Origin of the sequence: Streptomyces sp. NPDC051913 (assembly GCF_044593635.1) — a bacterium.
In the GTDB taxonomy this organism is placed as follows: domain Bacteria; phylum Actinomycetota; class Actinomycetes; order Streptomycetales; family Streptomycetaceae; genus Streptomyces.
Map to the genome: position 1 here is coordinate 24859 of NZ_JBIUCI010000030.1, position 21595 is coordinate 46453.

Genomic DNA, 21595 nt, shown 5'->3' on the forward strand with positions numbered 1-21595 from the left:
ACGCCGGTCGAGGCACGCTGTATCGGGGCTCTACCAACGGGTACTCTCAACGCGATATGAGCACCGAGAACCTCCCCCAGAGCCCTGAGCAGCCGTCTCGCAAGCCGCGCGTGGCCGTCGTGTTCGGCGGGCGCAGCTCCGAACACGGGATCTCCGTGGTCACAGCGGGCGCCGTCCTCAAGGCCATCGACCGGACCAAGTACGACGTCCTGCCGATCGGCATCACCCAGGACGGCCGTTGGGCGCTCACCGCCGACGAACCGGACCGCATGGCGATCACCGAGCGCCGTACGCCCAACGTCGACGAGCTGGCCGAGTCGCACGAGGGCGGCGTGGTGCTCCCCGTCGACCCCGCGAACCGTGAAGTCGTCTACAGCGAACCGGGATCGGTGCCCAAGGCGCTCGGCGAGGTCGACGTCGTCTTCCCCGTCCTGCACGGCCCCTACGGCGAGGACGGCACCCTTCAGGGCCTGCTGGAGCTCTCCGGTGTCCCCTACGTCGGCTCGGGCGTGCTCGCCTCGGCCGTCGGCCAGGACAAGGAGTACATGAAGCGGGTGTTCACCTCCTTCGGGCTCAAGGTCGGCCCGTACGTGGTGATTCGGCCCCGTGAGTGGGAGCAGGACGAGCAGGCCGCCCGCAAGAAGATCGTCGACTTCGCCGGCGAGTACGGCTGGCCGCTGTTCGTGAAGCCCGCACGCGCGGGTTCCTCGATCGGCATCACCAAGGTCGACGACCTGTCGGGGCTCGACGAGGCGATCGAGGAGGCCCAGCGGCACGACCCGAAGATCCTCGTCGAGGCGGCCCTGCGCGGCCGTGAGATCGAGTGCGGTGTCCTGGAGTTCGAGGACGGCCCGCGTGCCTCGGTGCCCGCCGAGATCCCGCCGCCGGACGCCCACGCGTACTACGACTTCGAGGCCAAGTACATCGACTCGACCCCGGGTCTGGTGCCGGCCCCGCTGACCCCCGAGGAGACGGCGGAGGTCCAGCGGCTCGCCGTGGACGCCTTCGACGCGGCCTCCTGCGAGGGGCTGGTCCGCGCGGACTTCTTCCTCACCGAGGACGGCGAGTTCGTGATCAACGAGATCAACACGATGCCGGGCTTCACCCCGATCTCGATGTACCCGCAGATGTGGCAGGCGACCGGGATCAGCTACCCGGAGCTGGTGGATCTGCTGATCCGGGCGGCGCTGCGGCGGTCGACCGGACTGCGTTGACCTAGTCGGCGATCCCTTCGGGGATCGCCTTCTTCACGGACCCGGCCAGGTCGATCAGCACGGTCGAGGTGTCCACGCCCTTCGGCACGGTCACCTCGACGTACGCCTCACGATTGGCGCAGGTGAAGCGGTACGCCCCGGCCTCCTGCTTCTCCATCAGCCAGTCGACGCCGTTCACGCCGCCCGCGACCGCGTCCGGGTCGCCTCCCTCGGCCACCTTCGGGTCGATCATCTTCGGCGGTCGTGTCACGCCGCAGCGCAGTATGATCGCCGGGTTCCCCCAGCCCGCGGTCAGCGCGGACGCGGGCTCGGGATCCTCGCGGCTCTCACCGTTCACCTTGGCAGGCAGCGCTTTGTCCAGCTTCCGGCACAGCTCGGTGGCCTTCGTGCCGGCACTGGGAACCGCCGCCGACGCGCCGTCGTCTGCAGAGGAGCAGCCCGCGGCGGTGATCAACAGGGCGAGCGCGGGCAGACCGATGAGCCGGTGACGGAAAGAGTTCACCGGCCAAGGGTAGACGGGGGCTACAGATGTACGACCGGGCAGGTCAGGGTGCGGGTGATGCCGTCCACTTGCTGGACCTTGGCGACCACCATCCGACCGAGGTCGTCGACGGTGTCCGCCTGGGCCCGCACGATCACGTCATAAGGTCCTGTCACGTCCTCGGCCTGGATCACCCCAGGAATCTTGCTGATCGTCTCGGCGACGGTCGACGCTTTGCCGACCTCCGTCTGGATCAGGATGTACGCCTGTACCACGGAACCTCCAGGGCGGCCACGAGGATCATGTGGGGAAAAGGAACGCCACGGTATCGCGTCGCCGCTCGCCGCGGGGAGACCCGCGGGGGCGTGGACGCCCGCGCCGGGGTACCGGCATGACAGAAGTTGACGGTCACTTCGACCGTATCGAGGACACTGGTCACGCGCGACCGGGCACGGCAAGGGACAGAAGGGGCGAAGGGCAATGAAGGGCACTGTTGGTGAGCTCGGGGAGTTCGGGCTCATCAGGGAGCTCACCTCCCGTCTCACCACCACCCCGGCGGTCCGGGTCGGCCCCGGCGACGACGCCGCCGTGGTGTCCGCTCCCGACCGCCGGGTCGTGGCCAGCACCGACATCCTCCTGGAGGGACGGCACTTCCGCCGGGACTGGTCCACGGCCTACGACGTGGGCCGCAAGGCCGCCGCGCAGAACCTCGCGGACATCGCCGCCATGGGCGCAGTGCCGACGGCCCTGCTGCTCGGTCTGGTCGTCCCGGCCGAACTCCCGGTGACCTGGCCGAGCGAGCTCATGGACGGCCTGCGCGACGAGTGCCAGGTCGCGGGCGCCTCGGTGGTCGGCGGAGATGTCGTACGAGGGGACACGATCATGGTCTCCATCACCGCGCTCGGCGATCTGCGCAACCAGGAGCCCGTCACGCGGGCCGGGGCGCAGCCGGGCGACCTCGTCGCCGTGACCGGCTGGCTGGGCTGGTCCGCGGCCGGGTACGCGGTGCTGTCGCGCGGTTTCCGCTCGCCGCGGGCCTTCGTGGAGGCACATCGGCGCCCCGAGCCGCCGTATCACGCGGGGCCGGCGGCGGCGGGCCTGGGCGCGACCGCCATGTGCGACGTGAGCGACGGGCTGATCGCCGACCTCGGACACATCGCCGAGGCCAGCAAGGTCCGCATCGACATCCGCTCCGGCGCGATCGACATCCCGTCCCAGATGAACGACATCGGCCAGGCCGTCGGCGTCGACCCCATGCAGTGGGTGCTGACCGGGGGAGAGGACCACGCGATCGTGGCGACCTTCCCGCCGGACGTGAAGCTTCCCGCCCGCTGGAAGGTGATCGGCGAGGTCCTGAACCCCTCGGCGCTGCCCCAGGTGACGGTCGACGGGGCGCCGTGGACGAGCAAGGGCGGCTGGGACCACTTCGGGGACATCGAGTCGTGACCGCCCGGCCGAGGGTGCTCACGGTGGCGGGCTCCGACTCCGGCGGAGGCGCGGGGATCCAGGCCGACTTGAAGACGATGCTCGCGCTCGGCGTGCACGGCATGAGCGTCGTCACGGCCGTCACCGCGCAGAACTCCCTGGGTGTGCAAGGGGCTTGGCCGCTGCCCGTGGAGACCGTGCGGGCCCAGTACCGCAGCGTCGTCGACGACATCGGTGTACAGGCCGTGAAGACCGGCATGCTGGCCTCGGCCGAACTGGTCGAGGAGGTCGCCGAGTTGCTCGCCGGGACGGACGCTCCGGCGGTCGTCGACCCGGTCGGGGTCTCCAAGCACGGGGACTCGCTGTTGGCCGCGTCCGCGCTGGAGTCGGTGCGCACACGGCTGCTTCCGGTGGCGACCGTGGCGACCCCGAACCTCGACGAGGTGGCCCAGCTGGCGGGGGTGCACGTCGAGTCCGAGCAGGACCTGCGGCGGGCCGCCGAGGCCGTGCTGTCGTACGGGCCGCGGTGGGTGCTCGTCAAGGGCGGTCATCTCGCGGGGGACGCCGTCGATCTGCTGACCGACGGGTCCGAGGAGCACTGGCTGCGGGCGCCCCGCTACGACAACCGGCACACACACGGGACGGGCTGCACCCTGGCTTCGGCGATCGCGTCGGAGCTGGCGAAGGGGCGGTCCGTGCCGGAGGCGGTGACGGCCGCCAAGGAGTACGTCACCGGGGCGATCAAGGCAGGGTTCGCGCTGGGCGGCGGCATCGGACCTGTCGATCATGGATGGCGGTTCCAGGCATAGGCACGGCAAAAAGCCGGCCCACCCTGAGGTGGACCGGCTCTGTGCAGCGAACCAGCAGTGGCCGCGCGCTTAGCTGTGCGTCAGCGCGAGACCTTGCCGGCCTTGATGCACGAGGTGCAAGCGTTCACGCGCTTCGGCGTCCCGCCCACCACGGTACGAACGCGCTGGATGTTCGGGTTCCAGCGACGGGACGTACGGCGGTGCGAGTGCGAGATGTTGTTGCCGAAGCCCGGCCCCTTGCCGCAGACGTCGCAGTTGGCAGCCACGGGTCACTCCAAAGACTTCAGATGCACTTACGGTTGGATCCCGGCAAGCCGGGATCGAGATCGCAGGATCAAAGATCTGAGTGGCGCTGCCAGGGGAATGGCCCGATGGGATCGGGCAACCGGAGCAGCATACAACGACTGCGCCAGTAGAACGAAACTACCATGCCTGCTCAGGGCCCTGCTCCCAGCCCTCTTCCGGCGGACCCCTTTTCGGGGTCTACGCTGCGTCCACGTCCAGCAGTCCAAGGAGGCGCAGGTGGCGCAGGTGCCGCAGACATTCTTCGATGCTCTCGCGGTGCGCACCTGGTGCGGTCTCGCGCTGGAGGCGCTCGGGCGGGCGCGCGAGGAGATCGACGCGATCAATGTCTACCCGGTGGCCGACGGCGACACCGGGACGAACCTGTATCTGACGGCGGAGTCCGCGGCGGCGGCCGTCGAGGCCGTCTTCACCGCCTACGACGAGGGCGGCAGGCCCTCCCTGGCCGACGCGGCGCGCGCGATGGCGCACGGCGCCCTCATAGGCGCCCGCGGGAACTCCGGGACGATCCTCGCCCAGCTGCTGCGCGGCATGGCCCAGGTCCTCGCCCACGACGGTGAGGCGTCTCACACCGACGGCTCCGGGCTCCGGCTCGCGCTGCGGCGCGCGGCCGACTCCGCCCGCCAGGCCGTGGCCCACCCGGTCGAGGGCACGGTCCTGTCCGTGGCCTCGGCCGCGGCCGAGGCGGCCGAGGCGGCCGAGCGGAGCGCGGGCGAGGGTGACTGCGGGGCCGTCGCACGGGCCGCCTACGAGGGAGCGCGGGCGGCGCTGGCGGCGACGCCCGGACAGCTGGTGGTCCTGGAGCGGGCCGGGGTGGTCGACGCGGGCGGGCGCGGGCTGGTGGCGGTGCTCGGGGCACTGGTGGAGACGTTCACGGGGGAGGCGCCCAGGAGGGTGGCGACTTCCTCTGCTGTGCACGCGCGCGTGGACACCGTTTCCGGTACGGCGTCCATGGCGGCCGGCGACGAGTGCGCCGACGTGCCGGGGGAAGCCGACGGGCCCGCCTTCGAGGTGATCTACCTCCTGGAGGCCGAGGACGCGGCCGTGACGCGGCTGCGGAACCGTCTCGACGCCCTCGGAGACTCCCTCGTCGTCGTCGGCGGCGACGGGCTGTGGAACGTCCACGTACACGTCGACGACGCGGGCGCGGCCGTAGAGGCGGGCGTCGAGGCCGGGCGGCCGTACCGGATCCGGATCACGCACTTCGGGGTCGGCGACGTCCACACGCGCGGGGGCGAGAGACCGCCCAGGGAGCGGGTGCAGCGGGCCGTCGTCGCCGTCGTGCCCGGCGAGGGCCTGGCCGGGCTCTACACGGAGGCCGGCGCCACCGCCGTGCTCGCGCGCCCCGGGGAGCCGCCCGCGAGCGGGGAACTCGTCGAGGCCGTTCGGCGGGCCCACGCGCGCGAGGTCGTGCTGCTGCCCAACGACGCGGACCTGCGGCACACCGCGGCCGCCGCGGCCGAGCAGGCCCGTACCGAGGGCATCCGGGTCGCCCTGATCCCTACCCGCTCCGCGGTCCAGGGCATCGCCGCGCTCGCCGTGCACGAGCCCGAGCGCCGCTTCGACGAGGACGTGGTCTCGATGACCTCGGCGGCCGGCGCGACCCGCTACGCCGAGGTCGCCGTCGCCGAGCGCCAGTCCTGGACCCTCGCCGGCATCTGTGAGGCGGGCGACATCCTCGGCCTCATCGACGGGGACGTGGCCGTGATCGGCTCCGATGTCACCGCCGCCGCCGAGACCGTCCTGGACCGCATGCTGTCGGCGGGCGGCGAGCTCGTGACGCTCGTCCTCGGCGACGACGCCCCCGATTCCATCGCCGACCACCTCGAAGCACGCGTGCGTGAGGCGTACCTCGCCGTCGACACCGTGGTGTACCGGGGCGGACGGCAGGGCGCGCTGCTCCTGATCGGCGTCGAGTGACCCGTCCCTAGTCCTCCAGCACCTCCAGGATCTGCTGGGCCTCCGCGCGTCGGGCCTGAGCCGTGTCCTCGGTGTCGTACGCGTCGTCCGTCTCGTCCGTCCCGCTCCTGTCGTACGCCTCCTGGCCCTCGTACGCCTCATACGCGTCGTACGCCGCCAGCACCGCCCGTGCGCGTGCCGCCGCGCGGTCGGGGCGGCTGAGGTCGGCCTCCAGCCAGCCGGCGGCGAGCTCGGCGCCGGTACGGCTGTGCAGGGCGGCGTCGCCGAGGGAGGCGAACACCACGATCGCCTCGGTGATCTGGTCGAGTGCGTCCTCCAGGGCGGCCTGGATCGTCTCGTCCTCGGCGTCCTCCGCGGCCGAGCGGGCGAGCAGGTCGCCGTACTGCCGGTGGGTGTACCCGAGTTCGGCGACGAGCCGCCGGCGGGCCTCGTCGTCGACGGAGTCCGGGCCCAGCGCCTCCGCGCACTCCCGCACCGCCGCCTCCATCAGCTCCCGGGCCTCGTCCTGCCCGCCCTCCGCGCCCAGCGCCAGCCACGCGCGGGCGCGCAGGGCGCGGACCAGGCCGTGCACGTCACCGAGCGAGCGCCACAGCTCACCCGCGCGCGTGTACGCCCGGTCGGCCTCGTCGGACAGGCCCGCCTGGCCGAGCGACTCGGCGGCGAGGTGGGCCAGCGTCGCGTGGTCCTGCTGCTCGGGCCACTGGCGGGCGAGCTCGGCGGCCTGGAGACGGCGTGCGGCGGCCTCGCGGTGTTCGCCGAGCTCGCTCAGACAGTCGCCGAGCCACCACTGCGTCTGGACGACCGCTCCGTCGCCGTGCGTCTCGACGCTCAGGTCGGGCAGCGCCGACTCCAGCACCTCCGCCGCCTCGGCCCACCGGCTCTGCCGCAGCAGGAATCCGCCGAGCAGATGCCGCGCCCACGCGCCGAGCGTGGGCCCCGCCCCGGCCGCGTCGGCCCAGTGCGCGGCCTCCAGGGCCTGCTCCGCGGCCTCCTCGGCCTGCCCGGTGCCGCCGAGCACCTCGGCGAGCTGGAGGTGCAGCTGGGCCCGCCCCGTGGCCTCCAGGTACGGCCCACCGTGGTCCAGGGCGGCCCGCAGCGCCCGCTCGGCCCGCGCCATGTCGCCGAGATGATGGGCGAGCCCGGCCACCCGGGCCTGGTACTCCACCGCGAACCACGGCAGCCCCGCCGCCACGAACCCCTCCGCGGCCCGCGCGAACAGCTCGGCCGCCTTCGGCAGGTCCCCGGCGTGCGCCGCCAGCTCGGCGAGCATGGCCCGCGCCTCCGCGGCCCGGGCGCCGAGCCGTACGTCGTCCCCGGCCCGCCCGCCGACGAGCGCGAGCACCTCCCGTACGGCGGCCTCCGCGTCGGCGAGGACCCGGGCCTCCGGGGCACCCTCCTCCTCGGCCGCCTGCACCCGTCGCATCAGGATCCGCGCCCGCCCCATCAGCACCGACGCCGTCTGCCGTACGCCGGTACCGTCCTCGGCGTACAGGGCCAGCGCCTCGTCGTACGGCCCCGCGACCGCCGCCAGCGCCCCGTCCACGTCTCCGGCGAGGGCCCGCATGAACGCGCCACGCGTGCGTGCCGCCAGTGCCTCTCCCGGGTCGCCCGCGGCCGCGAACAGCTCGGCGGCGCGCTCGAACAGGTGGGCGCCTTCGGGGCCGAGGTCCATCGCCCGGTGGTCGAGGATCTCCGCCTGGTCGCGCGGGTCGAGCTCGACGCCCTCCGCGGCGCGCGCGACCGCCGCCCACGCCTCCACCGCGTTCGGCTGGAGGCCGTCCGCGAGGCGGCGGGCCTCGGCGATCAGGGCGGTGAGGTCGGTGCGCTCGGGCTCCGGAGCGGCGGGCGCGGGCGGGGTGGCCGGCGCGGTGGCCGGGCGGGTCGAGCGCACGCCCAACGGCAGCCGCTCCACCAGTGGTTCCCGCGTCATACGCGCCCGTGCCCGGTCGCTGACGTATGTCGTCCCGTTGCGCCGGTCGAACTGACCGGCCAGGTCCAGGGTCTCCGCACGCGCGTGTGCGGCGAGGTCGTGGGCGGTCCACGTCCGGTCGGCCGGTCCCGGCACCTGCCGGTCGCCCAGGCCGAGAGCGGTCAGCCGGTCCATGAGCAGCGTGACCACGCTCAGGAACTCCAGCCTGCCGCGCGGATGACCGGTGTCCGTGAAGTACGCCGGGCGCTGCGCCAGCAGCTCCAGGCCGCGGGCCTCGTTGCCGGTCAGCGCGCAGAACTCCACATGGTCCGCGTACGCGGACCGCATGCTCTCCATGGCCCGCACCAGCCGGAAGCCCCGCAGATGGTGGGCGCGCGCCTCGTCCAGGCGACCCAGCCGCAGCAGCGGGACCAGGGACGATGCGAGGACCGTGTGCGGCTCGTGCGCACAGGTGAACTCACCCTCCAGGACCGGCGCCCACAACTCCAGCGCCTCCGCGTCCCGGCCCTGCTCCGCCCGCCACCAGCCCTGCCCGTTCAGCTCGCACGCGTGACAGTCGGACATCCGGTCCCGGTCGGCGGCCAGCCACGCGGTGAACGCCCGCTCCGCGCGCGCGGTGTCCCCGACATGCGCGGCGACGGTGAACTCGACGCTGCGCACCGCCCGTTCGGAGTGCCCGGCGAGCCGGTAGCGGTGCTCCATCTCGCCGAGCCACTTCTCTATGGAGGCGAGCGGGATGTGGGGCTGGTCGAGCATCCCCGACGACATCCACTTGAAGACCCAGTGCAGCGTGTGCGTCTCGTACTCGTCGAAGTCCTCGGGCCGCTCGTCCCACAGGCGCAGCAGACGCGCGAAGGGGACGAACATCTTGTCCTTCTCGGAGCTGTAGTTGTAGACCTTCAGCTGGTGTCCGAGCGCCTCGATCACGGCGAGCGGGATGTTCAGCTTCTCGGCCTCGGCCAGCAGCTGCTCCGCGCGCGCGTTGCGGGCGGGGCCCTCCGGTTGCTCGCCGTTCTCCGCCATCGCCCGGCGCAGTGCGTCGAAGTCCGTGATCTCCCCCATCAGTGCCCCTCCTCGCCGTTCGTGGCCCACTCCAGCAGACCGATGAAGGACCGGTTCAGCAGCGCCGAGTCCGCGGGCCTGAGCGGTCGCTGCGCCATCAGCAGCGCCTGCCCGTACAGGGACTCCGTGGCGGTGCCGATCAGTTCCGGTCCGCGCAGCGAACTGATCCGCCGGATCAGCGGGTTGAGGTGGTTGAGCACCAGCCGCGCGCGCGGGGCGGTGCCCCGCAGCGAGCCCAGGATGCCCGCCCACAGGTCGTCCGCCTGCGCCTCGGCGTCGGCACGGGCCTGCTCGTGCCGGGCCGCGCGGTCGTCCAGGTGCAGCGCGGGCACGGTGAGCGGGTGGAAGGCGCGCAGGACGACATCACAGCCCAGGGGGTCCAGGGTGGCCCGCGCGACGGCCAGGAAGCCCGCGAGCGCCAGCTCCTCGGCCGGGTCGACGGCGTCCAGATGCGCGGTCACGGTCTCCGCGTCCAGCTCCGCGACCACCGTCCCCGGCCGCACCGACGGCAACGCCTGCACCAGGTCGCTGTCGTACGTGTAACCGCCGTTGACCACCCCGATGCCCTGCGCCGACGCGATCGGCGCGACCTGCCGGTACTCCTCGACGGTCCGGGTGAAGTGCACGACCGGGTGCCGCCGCGCGAACTCCTCCAGGGACACCTGCCCGTCCGTCGTCTCGAAGGGCAGCCACGGCAGCATCGTGCGCAGCATCTCCGCGTCGTGCCGCGCCAGCGCCTTCACACCCAGGTGGTGCACCGACAGGAACGCCGCAAGACGTTCCGGATCGCCCGCGGCCAGACCCGTCAGCCAGGACCGAATCCTTTCGCCCAGCGCCTCCCGTACGGCGGCCAGCGTCTCGTCCTCGTACAGCGCCTCGCGTGACGCGGTGGGCCGCAGACTGTCCGTGTCGAGGACGCACCGCACGAAGAACGCCCAGTCGGGCAGCAGCTGTTCGGCCTGCTCGGTCAGCAGCATCCCCTTGAGGTGGACGCGGTGCGTGGCCCGCTGCGCCGGACTGACCGCCGACGGCAGCACGTACGCCACCCCGCGGATCCCGGCGAGCGGCACGTCGAGGCCGACCGAGTCCAGCGGGGTGAACCCGAACAGGTCATGACAGTGCCGCGCCAGGGCCACCCTGCGGGCGGCGGGGGAGTGGTACGACCGGTCCCAGGGCGCCGGCAGATCGGTGACCGCCTCGCCGTCCACGCGCACGTCGTACGGCAGCAGCGCGCCGAAGTCCCGGGCCAGCGCACGGACCTTCTCCGGGGCAAGCCACTCCCCGGCCCCGGCCCGTGCCGTCAGATGCACGGTGGTACCGGGCTCGGTCCGGGCCTCGGGCGCCAGCGTCCGCACGGTGTACGAGCCGTCGTCGCTCGCCGTCCACTCCACGGGCGCCGCGTCCGGCGTACGGGCGCTGCGGCTGACCACCCGGATCCGCTCGGCCACCACGAAACAGGCCAACAGCCCGATGCCGAACTGCCCGAGGAAGTCGGAGCGCGCCTCCTGGATGCCGTCCGCCCGCTTCGAACTGCGGCCGATGGTCGCCAGCAGGTCGTGCACGTCGGCCTCGGTGAGCCCCACGCCGGAGTCCTCGACCCGCAGCGCGCCGCCCGCCGCGTACAGCCGTACCGTCGCCGGGGCGCCCGGCTGTTCGGCCCGCCGGGCGGTGATGGCGTCCACGGCGTTCTGCAGCAGTTCGCGCAGATAGACCCTCGGACTGGAGTAGAGGTGATGGGAGAGCAGGTCCACCAGACCACGCAGGTCGACCTGGAAGGTGTGCGGTGACGGGGAAGCCTGGGATGACGGTGAGGTCTGGGAGTCCATCGCAACGGCGCCGTGGGCGGGGGACGGTCGACGGCGCGGGGTCGGGCGGTCCCGGTGGGGCGGTGACCGCGGAGGGATGGCCGGAGGCGCGTCATCCTAAAGCCGGAACAGCCCGCCTGACCAGGGGTTTCGCAAGACGTATACGGCTTTGTCAGTGGGGTGGTGTGCAATGGATCTCGTGCCCGCGCTCGAAGAACCACTGAAAAAGGTGCTCGGACCACCCACCGCGAAGGTGATGGCCGAGCATCTCGGCCTGCACACCGTCGGCGATCTTCTGCACCACTACCCGCGCAGATACGAGGAGCGGGGCCAGCTCACCCACCTGGCCGACCTCCCCATGGACGAGCACGTCACGGTGGTGGCGATGGTCGCCGACGCCCGCCTGCACACCTTCGCCTCCAGCAAGGCCCCGCGCGGCAAGGGCCAGCGCCTCGAAGTCACCATCACGGACGGCAACGGCCGTCTCCAGCTGGTCTTCTTCGGCGCCGGTGTCCACAAGCCGCACAAGGAACTCCTGCCGGGCACCCGCGCGATGTTCGCGGGCAAGGTCTCCGTCTTCAACCGCCGCCTCCAACTGGCGCACCCGGCATACGAGTTGCTGCGCGGCGACGCGGAAGAGACGGTCGAGACCTGGGCCGGCGCCCTCATCCCCCTCTACCCCGCCACGGCCAAGCTGGAGTCCTGGAAGATCGGCAAGGCGATCCAGACGGTCCTGCCCAGCGCCCAGGAGGCCGTCGACCCCCTCCCGGACTCCCTGCGCGAGGGCCGCGGTCTGGTCTCCCTTCCCGAGGCCCTCCTCAAGATCCACCGCCCGCACACCAAGGCCGACATCGACGACGCCCGCTCCCGCCTCAAGTGGGACGAGGCCTTCGTCCTCCAGGTCGCCCTCGCCCGCCGCCGCCACGCCGACGCCCAACTCCCCGCGGTCGCCCGCAGACCCAAGCCGAACGGCCTCCTCACGGCCTTCGACGACCGCCTCCCCTTCACCCTCACCGAGGGCCAGCAGAAGGTCTCCAAGGAGATCTTCGACGACCTGGCGACAGAGCATCCGATGCACCGGTTGCTGCAAGGAGAGGTCGGTTCGGGCAAAGCTCAGCCTCTTGATTCCCTGGTGCTCACCCCTGTCGGTTTTCGTCCCATGGGGGACCTGAGGGTCGGGGACGAGATCGTCGTGCCGGACGGGGACATCGCGCTGATCGATGGTGTGTACCCGCAAGGAGAGCGAGAGGTCTGGCGCCTGATCCTGTCCGACGGGAGCTCCGTCGAGTGCGACGACGAGCACCTCTGGATCGTTGGTACGAGTCGTGGATGGGACCGAGGCCAAGCTCCCAAGGTCATGACGACTCGGGAGATCCGGCTGGATGCCTTCAAAGCCAACGGATCTTCGAAGTGGTATCTCCCGACAGCTGACCCGGTTGATCTCGGAGATGACTCGGGGTTGCCCCTCGATCCGTACCTGTTCGGTCTCCTCTTGGGAGACGGATCAGTCCGGCACCACCTACGGCTGGCGACCGTGGACGACGAGATGTCGCACGGGAAATTCGTTCCCGACGAGTTCAAGAACACATCGATCAAGAACCGTCTCGCGCTGCTGCAAGGCCTTCTGGACACCGATGGCACCGTCGGCAAGGACGGCCTGAGCATCTCGCTCTGTTCAGCCTCGCGGAGGCTCGCTGAAGACGTCGCATGGCTTGTCCGCTCGCTGGGTGGCCGTGCAACAGTCCTTCCGAAGAAGGCCGCCTTCAACGTCTCGGTGGCTCTGCCGGACGACTACGCACCCTTCAGGCTGACCCGTAAAGCCGAGCAGGTGCGTTCGCGCCCCAGGTACGACACCTTCCGGCGGGGAATCCGTGCGGTGGAACACGTGGGGCGAAAGCCCGTCCAGTGCATCAGCGTCGCCCACCCGAGCCATGCCTACGTCACCGACAACTTCACTGTCACACACAACACGATGGTCGCCCTCCGCGCGATGCTCGCCACGGTCGACGCCGGTGGTCAGGCCGCCATGCTCGCCCCCACCGAAGTCCTCGCCCAGCAGCACCACCGCTCGATCGTCGAGATGATGGGCGACCTCGCCGAGGGCGGAATGCTGGGTGGTTCCGAGCACGCCACCAAGGTGGTCCTGCTGACCGGCTCGATGGGCACCGCTGCCCGCCGCCAGGCGCTGCTCGACCTGGTCACCGCGGACGCCGGCATCGTCATCGGCACCCACGCGCTGATCGAGGACAAGGTCCAGTTCCACGACCTCGGCCTCGTCGTCGTCGACGAACAGCACCGCTTCGGCGTCGAGCAGCGCGACGCCCTGCGGGGCAAGGGCAAACAGCCCCCGCACCTCCTCGTCATGACGGCCACGCCCATTCCGCGCACGGTCGCGATGACGGTCTTCGGCGACCTGGAGACCTCGGTCCTCGACCAGCTCCCGGCGGGCCGCTCCCCGATCGCCAGCCATGTCGTCCCGGCCGCCGACAAGCCCCATTTCCTCGCCCGCGCCTGGGAGCGGGTGCGCGAGGAGGTGGAGAACGGCCATCAGGCGTACGTCGTCTGCCCCCGCATCGGCGACGCCATCGACGAACCCGCCGACCCCAAGAAGGCCCGCAAGTCCGCCGAGGACGAGGCCGAGAAGCGCCCGCCACTGGCCGTCCTGGAGATCGCCGACCAGCTCACCAAGGGCCCGCTGAGCGGGCTGCGGGTCGAGGTCCTGCACGGCCGTATGCACCCCGACGACAAGGACGCGGTCATGCGCCGCTTCGCCGCCGGCGAGACCCATGTCCTGGTCGCCACCACGGTCATCGAGGTCGGCGTCAACGTCCCCAACGCCACCGCGATGGTGATCATGGACGCCGACCGCTTCGGCGTCTCCCAGCTCCACCAGCTCCGCGGCCGGGTGGGCCGGGGCTCGGCGGCGGGCCTCTGCCTCCTGGTGACCGAGATGCCGGAGGCCAGCGCCGCCCGCCAGCGCCTGAACGCGGTGGCCTCGACCCTGGACGGCTTCGAACTCTCCCGCATCGACCTCGAACAACGCCGCGAGGGCGACGTCCTCGGCCAGGCCCAGTCCGGCGCCCGCACCTCCCTGAAGGTCCTCGCCGTCATCGAGGACGAGGAGGTCATCGCGGAGGCGCGGGAGGAGGCGGTGGCGGTGGTGGAGGCGGACCCGGAGCTGGAGAACCTCCCGGCTCTGCGCACGGCTCTGGACGCCCTCTTGGACGACGAGAGGGAGCAGTACTTGGAGAAGGGCTGAGAAACTGAACCCATCCCCATCCCCATCCCCATCCCCGAACAAGGACCGAAGATGACTCGCGTGATCGCCGGGACAGCCGGTGGACGTCGCCTGGCCGTACCCCCAGGAAACGGAACCCGCCCCACCTCCGACCGCGCACGCGAAGGTCTCTTCTCCACCTGGCAGTCCCTCCTGGGCGGCCCGCTGGACGGCGAACGAGTCCTCGACCTCTACGCCGGATCAGGCGCGGTCGGCCTCGAAGCCCTCTCCCGCGGCGCGAGCCACACCCTCCTCGTGGAGGCGGACGTGAGAGCCGCCCGGATCATCCGGGAGAACGTGAAAGCGATCGCCCTCCCCGGCGCCGAGGTCCGGGCGGGCAAAGCGGAGCAGATCGTCCAGCAACCGGCGCCGGCCGAGCCGTACGACATCGTCTTCCTGGACCCGCCGTACCGAGTCACAGATCACGATCTTCGGGAGATTCTCCTCACACTCCGCTCGGGGGGCTGGCTCGCGGCGGACGCGCTCGTCACCGTGGAGCGCAGCACCAGAGGCGGTGAATTCGGATGGCCGGAGGGTTTCGAAGCGCTCCGGTCCCGTCGCTACGGCGAGGGAACGTTTTGGTACGGTCGCGCCGCCTCTACGTGCGAAGACGCACGATGACCGGACCGGAGAGCGAGGGAGCTCAAGTGCGCCGCGCCGTCTGTCCCGGGTCGTTCGACCCGATCACCAACGGACATCTCGACATCATTTCCCGCGCCTCCCGTCTGTACGACGAGGTCTACGTCGCGGTCATGATCAACAAGTCCAAGAAGGGCCTGTTCGAGATCGACGAGCGGATCGATCTGATCCGCCAGGTCACCGCCGAGTACGGCAACGTGAAGGTCGAGGCCTTCCACGGACTTCTCGTCGACTACTGCAAGCAGCGCGACATCCCCGCGATCGTCAAGGGCCTGCGCGCGGTGAGCGACTTCGACTACGAGCTGCAGATGGCCCAGATGAACAACGGCCTCTCGGGCGTGGAGACCCTGTTCGTCCCCACCAACCCCACCTACAGCTTCCTGTCCTCCTCCCTCGTCAAGGAGGTCGCGACCTGGGGCGGCGACATCGCCCACCTGGTGCCGCCGGTCGTCCTGGACGCCCTCAACGAGCGCCTGCACAAGGACTGATGGGGCTACAGTCGTCCCGTCCGTCTCCAACACAGCTGTAGAGAGTGGCGAGCACAGGTGGACGTGCAGAAGAAGCTCGACGAGATCGTCGCCTCGGTCTCCGGCGCCCGGTCGATGCCCATGTCGGCCTCGTGCGTGGTCAACCGCGCCGAACTGCTCGCGATGCTGGAGGAGGTCCGGGCGGCCCTGCCCGACTCCCTCGCCCAGGCGCAGGTGCTGATCGGCGACCGTGACTCGATGGTCGAGCAGGCCCGCCAGGAGGCCGAGCGGATCATCTCCGGCGCGCATGCCGAGCGCGGCTCGCTGATCTCCGACACCGAGGTGGCCCGCCGCTCGCAGGCCGAGGCCGACCGGATCCTGAACGAGGCCCGCAGGGAGGCCGAGGAGGTCCGCGCCGAGGCCGACGACTACGTCGACTCCAAGCTCGCCAACTTCGAGGTCGTCCTCACCAAGACCCTCGGCTCGGTCGGCCGCGGCCGCGAGAAGCTCCTCGGCACCGGACCGGGCCTGGACGAGCAGGGCTACGAGGACGAGGACGCCCCCGAGCGCAGCCACGACCCCGAGACCCTGCGCCGCGACGCCGACGCCTACGTCGACACCAAGCTCGGCGCCTTCGAGGCGGTCCTCGCCAAGACCCTGGAGGCCGTCGGCAAGGGCCGCGCCAAGCTGCACGGCCGGATCGCCACCGACGACCTGGGCGCCCTCGCCGACGACCTCTCCACCGTCCAGCACTCCAGCGACGCCGACTACCTCGCCGACCTCGCGGCCCTCGCCGAGCAGGACACCCCGGCGGCCCAGGCGGCCCCCGCCGAGCAGCCGGACTACGCCCAGCAGCCGGCCTACGGCTACCAGCAGACGGACACCTACGGCGGCTATCCGCAGCAGGCCTACGCCCAGCAGCAGGACCCGTACGGCTACCAGCAGGCCGATCCCTACGCCTACCAGGGCTACGACGCCCAGCAGGTCCCCTACGACGCCGGACAGGCCCAGCAGGCCGCGCAGGCCCAGCAGGCGTACGCGCTCGACGAGACCAGCCTCTTCGACACCGGCATGATCACGCCGGAGCAGCTGAGGGCGTACGAGCAGGGCCGCGGCCAGTAAGCACCGGTCGGGGACGGGTCGCCGACCACCGGATTGGGCCGTGAGCGAAAGGTCCAGTATCCTGGCTCTTCGGTCGCGCGTACGTCCGCGATCAACGCTGCCCGGGAACACCGAAGGGCGGCGTCCCTCTGAGCTCGAAGATCGAAAGCAGGAATGGTTCTGAACGCCCGCCTCGACCACCGCAACCCTCTCGTGTTCGATACGCACGAGCTGGGGCGGCGTCCTGGTGCGCTGCAGCGCCTGACCCGTGAGATCGACGCCCCCAAGGATCTCGGGATCCAGGGAGTCATCGGAGTGCCGGAAGGCGCCCCGGTGGAGCTCGAACTCCGCCTTGAGTCGGTCATGGAAGGGGTGCTTGTCACAGGCACCGCCCGTGCACAGGCGAAGGGGGAGTGCGTAAGGTGTCTGGAGCCGCTCGAGCTCACTCTCGAAGCGGACTTCCAGGAGATGTTCTCGTACCCTGACGCCGATGAGCGGGGCCGCGCGAAAGCGACGGAGCCCGACGACGACGCCGAGGACGACGAGGACAGGCTCTATCTCGAGGACGGCCTGTTCGACCTCGAACCCGTGCTGCGTGACGCGGTGGTGCTTGCCCTGCCGATGCAGCCGGTGTGCCAGGACGACTGTCTGGGCCTGTGCTCCCAATGCGGAGCGCGGCTCACGGACGACCCGGACCACCACCATGACGCCGTCGACATCCGTTGGGCGGCACTGCAGGGACTCGCCGGTTCACTCGAAGATGGCGAGAAGGACGAGATGAGCGGCGCCGAAGCGGAAGCGGGCGTCGACGAGAAGCAGGAGAAGTAGCCGTGGCTGTTCCGAAGCGGAAGATGTCGCGCAGCAACACGCGCCACCGCCGGTCGCAGTGGAAGGCTGCGGTCCCCACCCTGGTTGCGTGCGAGCGCTGCCACGAGCCCAAGCTGCAGCACATCGCGTGCCCGTCTTGCGGCACCTACAACAAGCGCCAGGTCCTCGAGGTCTGAGCGGCTGGTGAGAGGCACTGTGTCCACGCCGAAGAAGAACTCTGCGGAGACCACGGCCTCGTCCCACACGCTGTTGGAAGGGCGGCTCGGGTACAAGCTCGAGTCCGCCCTTCTGGTGCGTGCGCTGACCCACCGGTCCTACGCGTACGAGAACGGCGGTCTGCCGACCAACGAGCGGCTGGAGTTCCTCGGGGACTCCGTGCTCGGCCTCGTGGTCACCGACACGCTGTACCGCACCCACCCCGACCTGCCCGAAGGCCAGCTGGCCAAGTTGCGGGCCGCGGTGGTCAACTCTCGTGCGCTGGCGGAGGTGGGCCGTGGGCTCGACCTTGGCTCCTTCATCCGGCTCGGCCGCGGTGAAGAGGGCACGGGCGGCCGGGACAAGGCGTCCATCCTCGCCGACACCCTCGAAGCGGTGATCGGCGCGGTCTATCTCGACCAGGGTCTGGACGCGGCGGGCGAACTCGTCCACCGGCTCTTCGACCCCCTGATCGAGAAGTCCTCCAACCTCGGTGCCGGCCTGGACTGGAAGACCAGTCTCCAGGAGCTCACCGCGACCGAAGGACTCGGCGTGCCCGAGTACCAGGTCTCGGAGACCGGCCCCGACCACGAGAAGACCTTCACTGCTGCCGCCCGCGTCGGAGGCGTCTCGTACGGCACCGGCACCGGCCGCAGCAAGAAGGAGGCGGAGCAGCAGGCCGCCGAGTCCGCCTGGCGGTCCATCCGGGCCGCGGCGGACGAGCGCGCCAAGGCTGCTGCGAAGGCCGCCGAGGCCGACGCGGGTGCCGATGAGGCGTCCGCCTCCGCTTGACCGAACAGAGCAGTACACCGAGCGCCCGTCCCGCACCGGGGCGGGCGCTTGGTTCATACACCGGCTTGTCACGGGGGATCCCATGCCCGAGTTGCCCGAGGTCGAGGTCGTACGGCGCGGTCTGGAGCGGTGGGTCGCCCATCGCGCGGTCGCCGAGGCCGAGGTACTGCACCCGCGTGCGGTACGCCGTCACCTCGCCGGTGCCGATGACTTCGCGCACCGTCTCAAGGGCCATCGCATCGGTGTCCCCAGCCGCCGCGGCAAGTATCTGTGGCTGCCCCTGGAGGACACCGGCCAATCGGTCCTGGCGCATCTCGGCATGAGCGGACAGCTCCTGGTCCAGCCGCACGAGTCACCGGACGAGAAGCACCTGCGCATCCGCGTCCGTTTCGCCGACGGTCTCGGCACCGAGCTCCGTTTCGTCGACCAACGCACCTTCGGCGGACTGTCGTTGCACGACAACACCGAGGACGGCCTGCCCGACGTCATCGCGCACATCGCCCGCGACCCCCTGGACCCCCTCTTCGACGACGAGGCCTTCCACCAGGCCCTGCGCCGCAAGCGCACGACCATCAAACGGGCCCTGCTGGACCAGTCGTTGATCAGCGGCGTCGGCAACATCTATGCGGACGAGGCGCTTTGGCGCTCCCGCGTCCACTACGAGCGTCCGACCGCCGGCTTCACGCGCCCCCGCACGGCCGAACTCCTGGGCCACGTAAGGGATGTGATGAACGCGGCCCTCGCGGTCGGCGGCACCAGCTTCGACAGCCTGTACGTCAACGTCAATGGAGAGTCCGGCTACTTCGACCGCTCGCTCGACGCGTACGGCCGTGAAGGCCTGCCCTGCAAGCGGTGCGGTACGCCGATGCGCCGACGGCCGTGGATGAACCGGTCGAGCTACTTCTGCCCGAAGTGTCAGAGGGCGCCGCGCGTCTCGTCGTAGCGCTGACGTGCGTCGAGCACGTCGTCCATCCGGCCCTCCAGGAAGTGGATGAGGCCGAGCAGTCGCGTGGCCATCTCCTGGCCCAGCGGCGTCAGTTCGTAGTCCACGCGGGGCGGGTTGGTCGGCTGGGCCTCGCGGTGCACCAGGCCGTCGCGCTCCAGCGCGTGCAGGGTCTGGGACAGCATCTTCTCGCTCACGCCGTCGACGCGACGGCGCAGCTCGTTGAAGCGCAGGGAGCCCTCGTGCAGCGCGCCGAGCGTGAGTGCGCCCCAGCGGCCGGTGATGTGCTCCAGGGTGCCCCGCGACGGGCAGGCCTTGGCGAACACGTCGAAAGCCAGGTCCTGGTCCTGCTCCGGCGTGCGCTCCTGCGTGATGTCCATACCTCAAGCGTACTCGAACGCAGCGCTAACCGGTAGGTTGCACTAACTAGAAGTTAGTGCTTTCCTTTCCTCATCGTCAGTGACCTGCGCATCCCAGGAGTACCCATCGTGACCACCCCCGTTGTCTCCATCGCCTACCACTCGGGCTACGGCCACACCGCCGTCCTCGCCGAGGCCGTCCGCGCCGGTGCGCAGGAGGCCGGAGCGGAGGTGCATCTGATCAACGTCGCCGAGATCACCGAGGAGCAATGGACCGTCCTCGACGGCTCCGACGCGATCGTCTTCGGCTCCCCGACCTACATGGGCACCGCGTCCGGCCCCTTCCACGTCTTCGCCGAGGCGACCTCGAAGCGCTGGTTCGGACAGGACTGGAAGGACAAGCTGGCCGCCGGCTTCACCAACTCAGGCTCCAAGAGCGGCGACAAGCTGCACACCCTGCAGTTCTTCCAGATCCTCGCCGCCCAGCACGGCATGCACTGGATCAACCTCGGTCTGCACCCGGGCTGGAACAACAGCGAGGGATCCGAGCACGACCTCAACCGCCTCGGCGTCTTCGCGGGTGCCGCCGCGCAGACCAACGTGGACGAGGGCCCGGACGCCGTCCACAAGGCCGACGTGGCGACGGCCGAGCACCTGGGGCGCCGGCTGGCCGAGACGGCGAAGGTGTTCGCGCACGGCCGCACCGCCGTCGCCGCGTAGGCGCCGAAGCAGCACGAAGGGGCTCCCGTCCGATCACCGGACGGGAGCCCCTTCGTGTCGCGCGCTGCTCAGTAGCCGAAGTCCTGCGTCCACCAAGGACCGCCGGACCCGAAGTGAACACCCACGCCCAGCGTCTTGAAGTCGCAGTTCAGGATGTTCGCCTTGTGGCCCGGGCTGTTCATCCAGGCCTCCATCACCGCTGCCGCGTCGGCCTGGCCCCTGGCTATGTTCTCGCCGCCGAGGTTGCTGATGCCGGCCGCCTCGGCCCGGTCCCAGGGGGTGTTGCCGCTGGGGTCGGTGTGGTCGAAGAAGCCCTCGGCCGCCATGGCGTCGCTGAAGTCCTCGGCGAGCTCGCCCAGCGCGCTGTTCGCGGACACCGCGCTGCACCCCACCTTCGCCCGCTCCTCGTTCACCAGCTTCAGCACCTCGGCCTCGGCCTGCGCCTCGGCCGACACCGTGATGCCCGGAGCGGTGGTGTTCTGCGGTGCCTTGGTGGCCGTCCGCGTAGGAGTCGCCTTCGGCTCCTTGGACGGCGTCTTCGTCGGTTCCTTGCTCGGCGTCTTGGTCGGCGCCGCCGTCGAGGCCGAGGCGGACGGGGTCGGAGACGGCGAGGCCGTGCGGTCGCCGCCGCGGCTGGCCGCCTCGTCCTCCCGGCTGTCGTCGGCGCTGCCGGACGTGCCGCCCTGCTCGGTCGCGGAGTTGGTCGGGGTGTCCGCGGCCTGCACCTTGTCGCCGCCGCTGCCGCCGCCGAGCTTGTAGTTGTCGAGGCCGGGCACCACACCGGTGGCGACCGCGACGGTGCCGATGGCGACCGCGGCGGAGACCCCGAGCAGACCGGTCTTGACCGGCGTCACGACCCGCTTCTTGCGCCGACGCCGCGAGCCCCCGCGCCGCGGCCCGTCGTCCGGCGAGAAGCCCTCGCTCGGGAACATGGCGGTGCCGCTGGTCCGGGCGTACTCGTCGTTCGTCGCGTAGAGATAGGCCTCGCTGCGGGAGTGCGCCTCGGGTTGCAGATAGGGCGCGATACCCATCGTGGGGTATTCGCCCGTGTGCGGACCCCGGGCGTCGGCCTCGAAGTCGTACGAGAACTGCTGGTCGATGCCGTACGCGTGCTGCTGGTCGATGCCGTACGGATCCTGCTGGTCACTGTTGTACGAGTGCTGCGGGTCATAGCCGCCCGTGTACGAGCCGTCTGTTTCCGTGACCCCCGTGGCGCGGCCCGTGGCGGCGCGGCCGGCGGCGGAGCGTCGGTGGCGTCCCATGTGTCCTGGCCTTCCTCGTCCTTTGTGGCCGACTCGTCCCCGGCGGTCGGACCGAACTCACAA

Annotated in this window: 20 protein-coding genes; 13 read left to right on the forward strand and 7 right to left on the reverse strand. The window is 70.9% G+C overall.

Annotated elements, in window-relative coordinates:
* Positions 1-56: 56 nt before the first annotated feature.
* Entirely contained in the window at positions 57-1214 is a 1158-nt protein-coding gene (locus ACIHIX_RS45595; protein WP_399966570.1) for a D-alanine--D-alanine ligase family protein, read from the forward strand.
* Between the two features lies 1 nt (position 1215).
* Here the strand turns inward: ACIHIX_RS45595 and ACIHIX_RS45600 are convergent, their stop codons facing one another.
* The gene (locus ACIHIX_RS45600) at positions 1216-1716 is read right to left on the reverse strand and encodes a DUF3515 domain-containing protein (RefSeq protein ID WP_399966571.1); all 501 of its coding nucleotides are present in this window, start codon (positions 1714-1716) and stop codon (positions 1216-1218) included.
* Positions 1717-1736: 20 nt separating this feature from the next.
* On the reverse strand, positions 1737-1970 hold the full coding sequence (locus ACIHIX_RS45605; RefSeq protein ID WP_003997603.1) for an Lrp/AsnC family transcriptional regulator: 234 nt from the start codon (positions 1968-1970) through the stop codon (positions 1737-1739).
* A gap of 205 nt (positions 1971-2175) precedes the next feature.
* On the opposite strand from ACIHIX_RS45605, the gene ACIHIX_RS45610 reads away from it, so the two are divergent.
* Both ACIHIX_RS45610 and thiD read left to right on the forward strand, forming a co-directional pair.
* Positions 2176-3141 carry a thiamine-phosphate kinase gene (locus ACIHIX_RS45610; protein ID WP_399966572.1) on the forward strand — a complete coding sequence of 322 codons (966 nt, stop codon included), beginning with the start codon at positions 2176-2178 and terminating at the stop codon, positions 3139-3141.
* Positions 3138-3929: a bifunctional hydroxymethylpyrimidine kinase/phosphomethylpyrimidine kinase gene (thiD, locus tag ACIHIX_RS45615; protein ID WP_399966573.1), complete on the forward strand. Its 792-nt coding sequence runs from the start codon at positions 3138-3140 to the stop codon at positions 3927-3929. Before ACIHIX_RS45610 ends, thiD begins: the two co-directional genes overlap by 4 nt.
* Positions 3930-4009: 80 nt before the next feature.
* On the opposite strand, the gene rpmB is transcribed toward thiD, so the two are convergent.
* Complete coding sequence (rpmB, locus tag ACIHIX_RS45620) at positions 4010-4195, reverse strand: 50S ribosomal protein L28 (RefSeq protein WP_003993230.1); 186 nt, start codon at positions 4193-4195, stop codon at positions 4010-4012.
* Positions 4196-4451: 256 nt separating this feature from the next.
* Here rpmB and ACIHIX_RS45625 point away from each other — a divergent pair, with 256 nt between their 5' ends.
* Positions 4452-6152 (forward strand): DAK2 domain-containing protein, encoded by a 1701-nt coding sequence (locus tag ACIHIX_RS45625; protein ID WP_399966574.1) that lies wholly within the window; start codon positions 4452-4454, stop codon positions 6150-6152.
* A 7-nt stretch (positions 6153-6159) separates the two neighbouring features.
* Here the strand turns inward: ACIHIX_RS45625 and ACIHIX_RS45630 are convergent, their stop codons facing one another.
* Positions 6160-9144, reverse strand: coding sequence for a tetratricopeptide repeat protein (locus tag ACIHIX_RS45630; RefSeq protein WP_399966575.1), 2985 nt, complete (start codon positions 9142-9144; stop codon positions 6160-6162).
* On the reverse strand, positions 9144-10970 hold the full coding sequence (locus ACIHIX_RS45635) for an HSP90 family protein (protein ID WP_399966576.1): 1827 nt from the start codon (positions 10968-10970) through the stop codon (positions 9144-9146). Before ACIHIX_RS45635 ends, ACIHIX_RS45630 begins: the two co-directional genes overlap by 1 nt.
* Positions 10971-11139: 169 nt before the next feature.
* Here ACIHIX_RS45635 and ACIHIX_RS45640 point away from each other — a divergent pair, with 169 nt between their 5' ends.
* From ACIHIX_RS45640 to mutM, 8 genes are all read left to right on the forward strand, one after another.
* Positions 11140-14208 (forward strand): helicase-related protein, encoded by a 3069-nt coding sequence (locus ACIHIX_RS45640; protein WP_399966577.1) that lies wholly within the window; start codon positions 11140-11142, stop codon positions 14206-14208.
* A 51-nt stretch (positions 14209-14259) separates the two neighbouring features.
* Positions 14260-14847 (forward strand): 16S rRNA (guanine(966)-N(2))-methyltransferase RsmD, encoded by a 588-nt coding sequence (gene rsmD / locus ACIHIX_RS45645; protein WP_399966578.1) that lies wholly within the window; start codon positions 14260-14262, stop codon positions 14845-14847.
* A 26-nt stretch (positions 14848-14873) separates the two neighbouring features.
* Complete coding sequence (gene coaD, locus ACIHIX_RS45650; protein ID WP_399966598.1) at positions 14874-15353, forward strand: pantetheine-phosphate adenylyltransferase; 480 nt, start codon at positions 14874-14876, stop codon at positions 15351-15353.
* A 57-nt stretch (positions 15354-15410) separates the two neighbouring features.
* On the forward strand, positions 15411-16454 hold the full coding sequence (locus tag ACIHIX_RS45655) for a cell division initiation protein (RefSeq protein ID WP_399966579.1): 1044 nt from the start codon (positions 15411-15413) through the stop codon (positions 16452-16454).
* 153 nt (positions 16455-16607) lie between these two features.
* Positions 16608-17261 (forward strand): YceD family protein, encoded by a 654-nt coding sequence (locus tag ACIHIX_RS45660; protein ID WP_399966580.1) that lies wholly within the window; start codon positions 16608-16610, stop codon positions 17259-17261.
* A gap of 2 nt (positions 17262-17263) precedes the next feature.
* Positions 17264-17437 carry a 50S ribosomal protein L32 gene (gene rpmF / locus ACIHIX_RS45665; protein ID WP_007493396.1) on the forward strand — a complete coding sequence of 58 codons (174 nt, stop codon included), beginning with the start codon at positions 17264-17266 and terminating at the stop codon, positions 17435-17437.
* Between the two features lie 7 nt (positions 17438-17444).
* Positions 17445-18248: a ribonuclease III gene (gene rnc / locus ACIHIX_RS45670; RefSeq protein WP_399966581.1), complete on the forward strand. Its 804-nt coding sequence runs from the start codon at positions 17445-17447 to the stop codon at positions 18246-18248.
* 82 nt (positions 18249-18330) lie between these two features.
* Entirely contained in the window at positions 18331-19191 is an 861-nt protein-coding gene (mutM, locus tag ACIHIX_RS45675; RefSeq protein ID WP_399966582.1) for a bifunctional DNA-formamidopyrimidine glycosylase/DNA-(apurinic or apyrimidinic site) lyase, read from the forward strand.
* Here mutM and ACIHIX_RS45680 read toward each other — a convergent pair.
* Positions 19164-19571: a winged helix-turn-helix transcriptional regulator gene (locus tag ACIHIX_RS45680; RefSeq protein ID WP_399966583.1), complete on the reverse strand. Its 408-nt coding sequence runs from the start codon at positions 19569-19571 to the stop codon at positions 19164-19166. The genes mutM and ACIHIX_RS45680 overlap by 28 nt on opposite strands.
* A gap of 108 nt (positions 19572-19679) precedes the next feature.
* On the opposite strand from ACIHIX_RS45680, the gene ACIHIX_RS45685 reads away from it, so the two are divergent.
* On the forward strand, positions 19680-20270 hold the full coding sequence (locus tag ACIHIX_RS45685; protein ID WP_399966584.1) for a flavodoxin family protein: 591 nt from the start codon (positions 19680-19682) through the stop codon (positions 20268-20270).
* A 68-nt stretch (positions 20271-20338) separates the two neighbouring features.
* Here ACIHIX_RS45685 and ACIHIX_RS45690 read toward each other — a convergent pair whose 3' ends face one another.
* Positions 20339-21532 carry a CAP domain-containing protein gene (locus ACIHIX_RS45690; protein WP_399966585.1) on the reverse strand — a complete coding sequence of 398 codons (1194 nt, stop codon included), beginning with the start codon at positions 21530-21532 and terminating at the stop codon, positions 20339-20341.
* Between the last annotated feature and the right edge of the window lie 63 nt (positions 21533-21595).

What these genes read in the sequence shown, in the direction of transcription:
- ACIHIX_RS45640 (WP_399966577.1), top strand. Translation starts at nt 11,140, where the DNA reads ATGGATCTCGTGCCCGCGCTCGAAGAACCACTGAAAAAGGTGCTCGGA.
- ACIHIX_RS45690 (WP_399966585.1), bottom strand. Translation starts at nt 21,532, where the DNA reads ATGGGACGCCACCGACGCTCCGCCGCCGGCCGCGCCGCCACGGGCCGC.
- ACIHIX_RS45680 (WP_399966583.1), bottom strand. Translation starts at nt 19,571, where the DNA reads ATGGACATCACGCAGGAGCGCACGCCGGAGCAGGACCAGGACCTGGCT.
- ACIHIX_RS45610 (WP_399966572.1), top strand. Translation starts at nt 2,176, where the DNA reads ATGAAGGGCACTGTTGGTGAGCTCGGGGAGTTCGGGCTCATCAGGGAG.
- mutM (WP_399966582.1), top strand. Translation starts at nt 18,331, where the DNA reads ATGCCCGAGTTGCCCGAGGTCGAGGTCGTACGGCGCGGTCTGGAGCGG.
- ACIHIX_RS45635 (WP_399966576.1), bottom strand. Translation starts at nt 10,970, where the DNA reads ATGGACTCCCAGACCTCACCGTCATCCCAGGCTTCCCCGTCACCGCAC.
- ACIHIX_RS45595 (WP_399966570.1), top strand. Translation starts at nt 57, where the DNA reads ATGAGCACCGAGAACCTCCCCCAGAGCCCTGAGCAGCCGTCTCGCAAG.
- rsmD (WP_399966578.1), top strand. Translation starts at nt 14,260, where the DNA reads ATGACTCGCGTGATCGCCGGGACAGCCGGTGGACGTCGCCTGGCCGTA.
- ACIHIX_RS45630 (WP_399966575.1), bottom strand. Translation starts at nt 9,144, where the DNA reads ATGGGGGAGATCACGGACTTCGACGCACTGCGCCGGGCGATGGCGGAG.
- ACIHIX_RS45660 (WP_399966580.1), top strand. Translation starts at nt 16,608, where the DNA reads ATGGTTCTGAACGCCCGCCTCGACCACCGCAACCCTCTCGTGTTCGAT.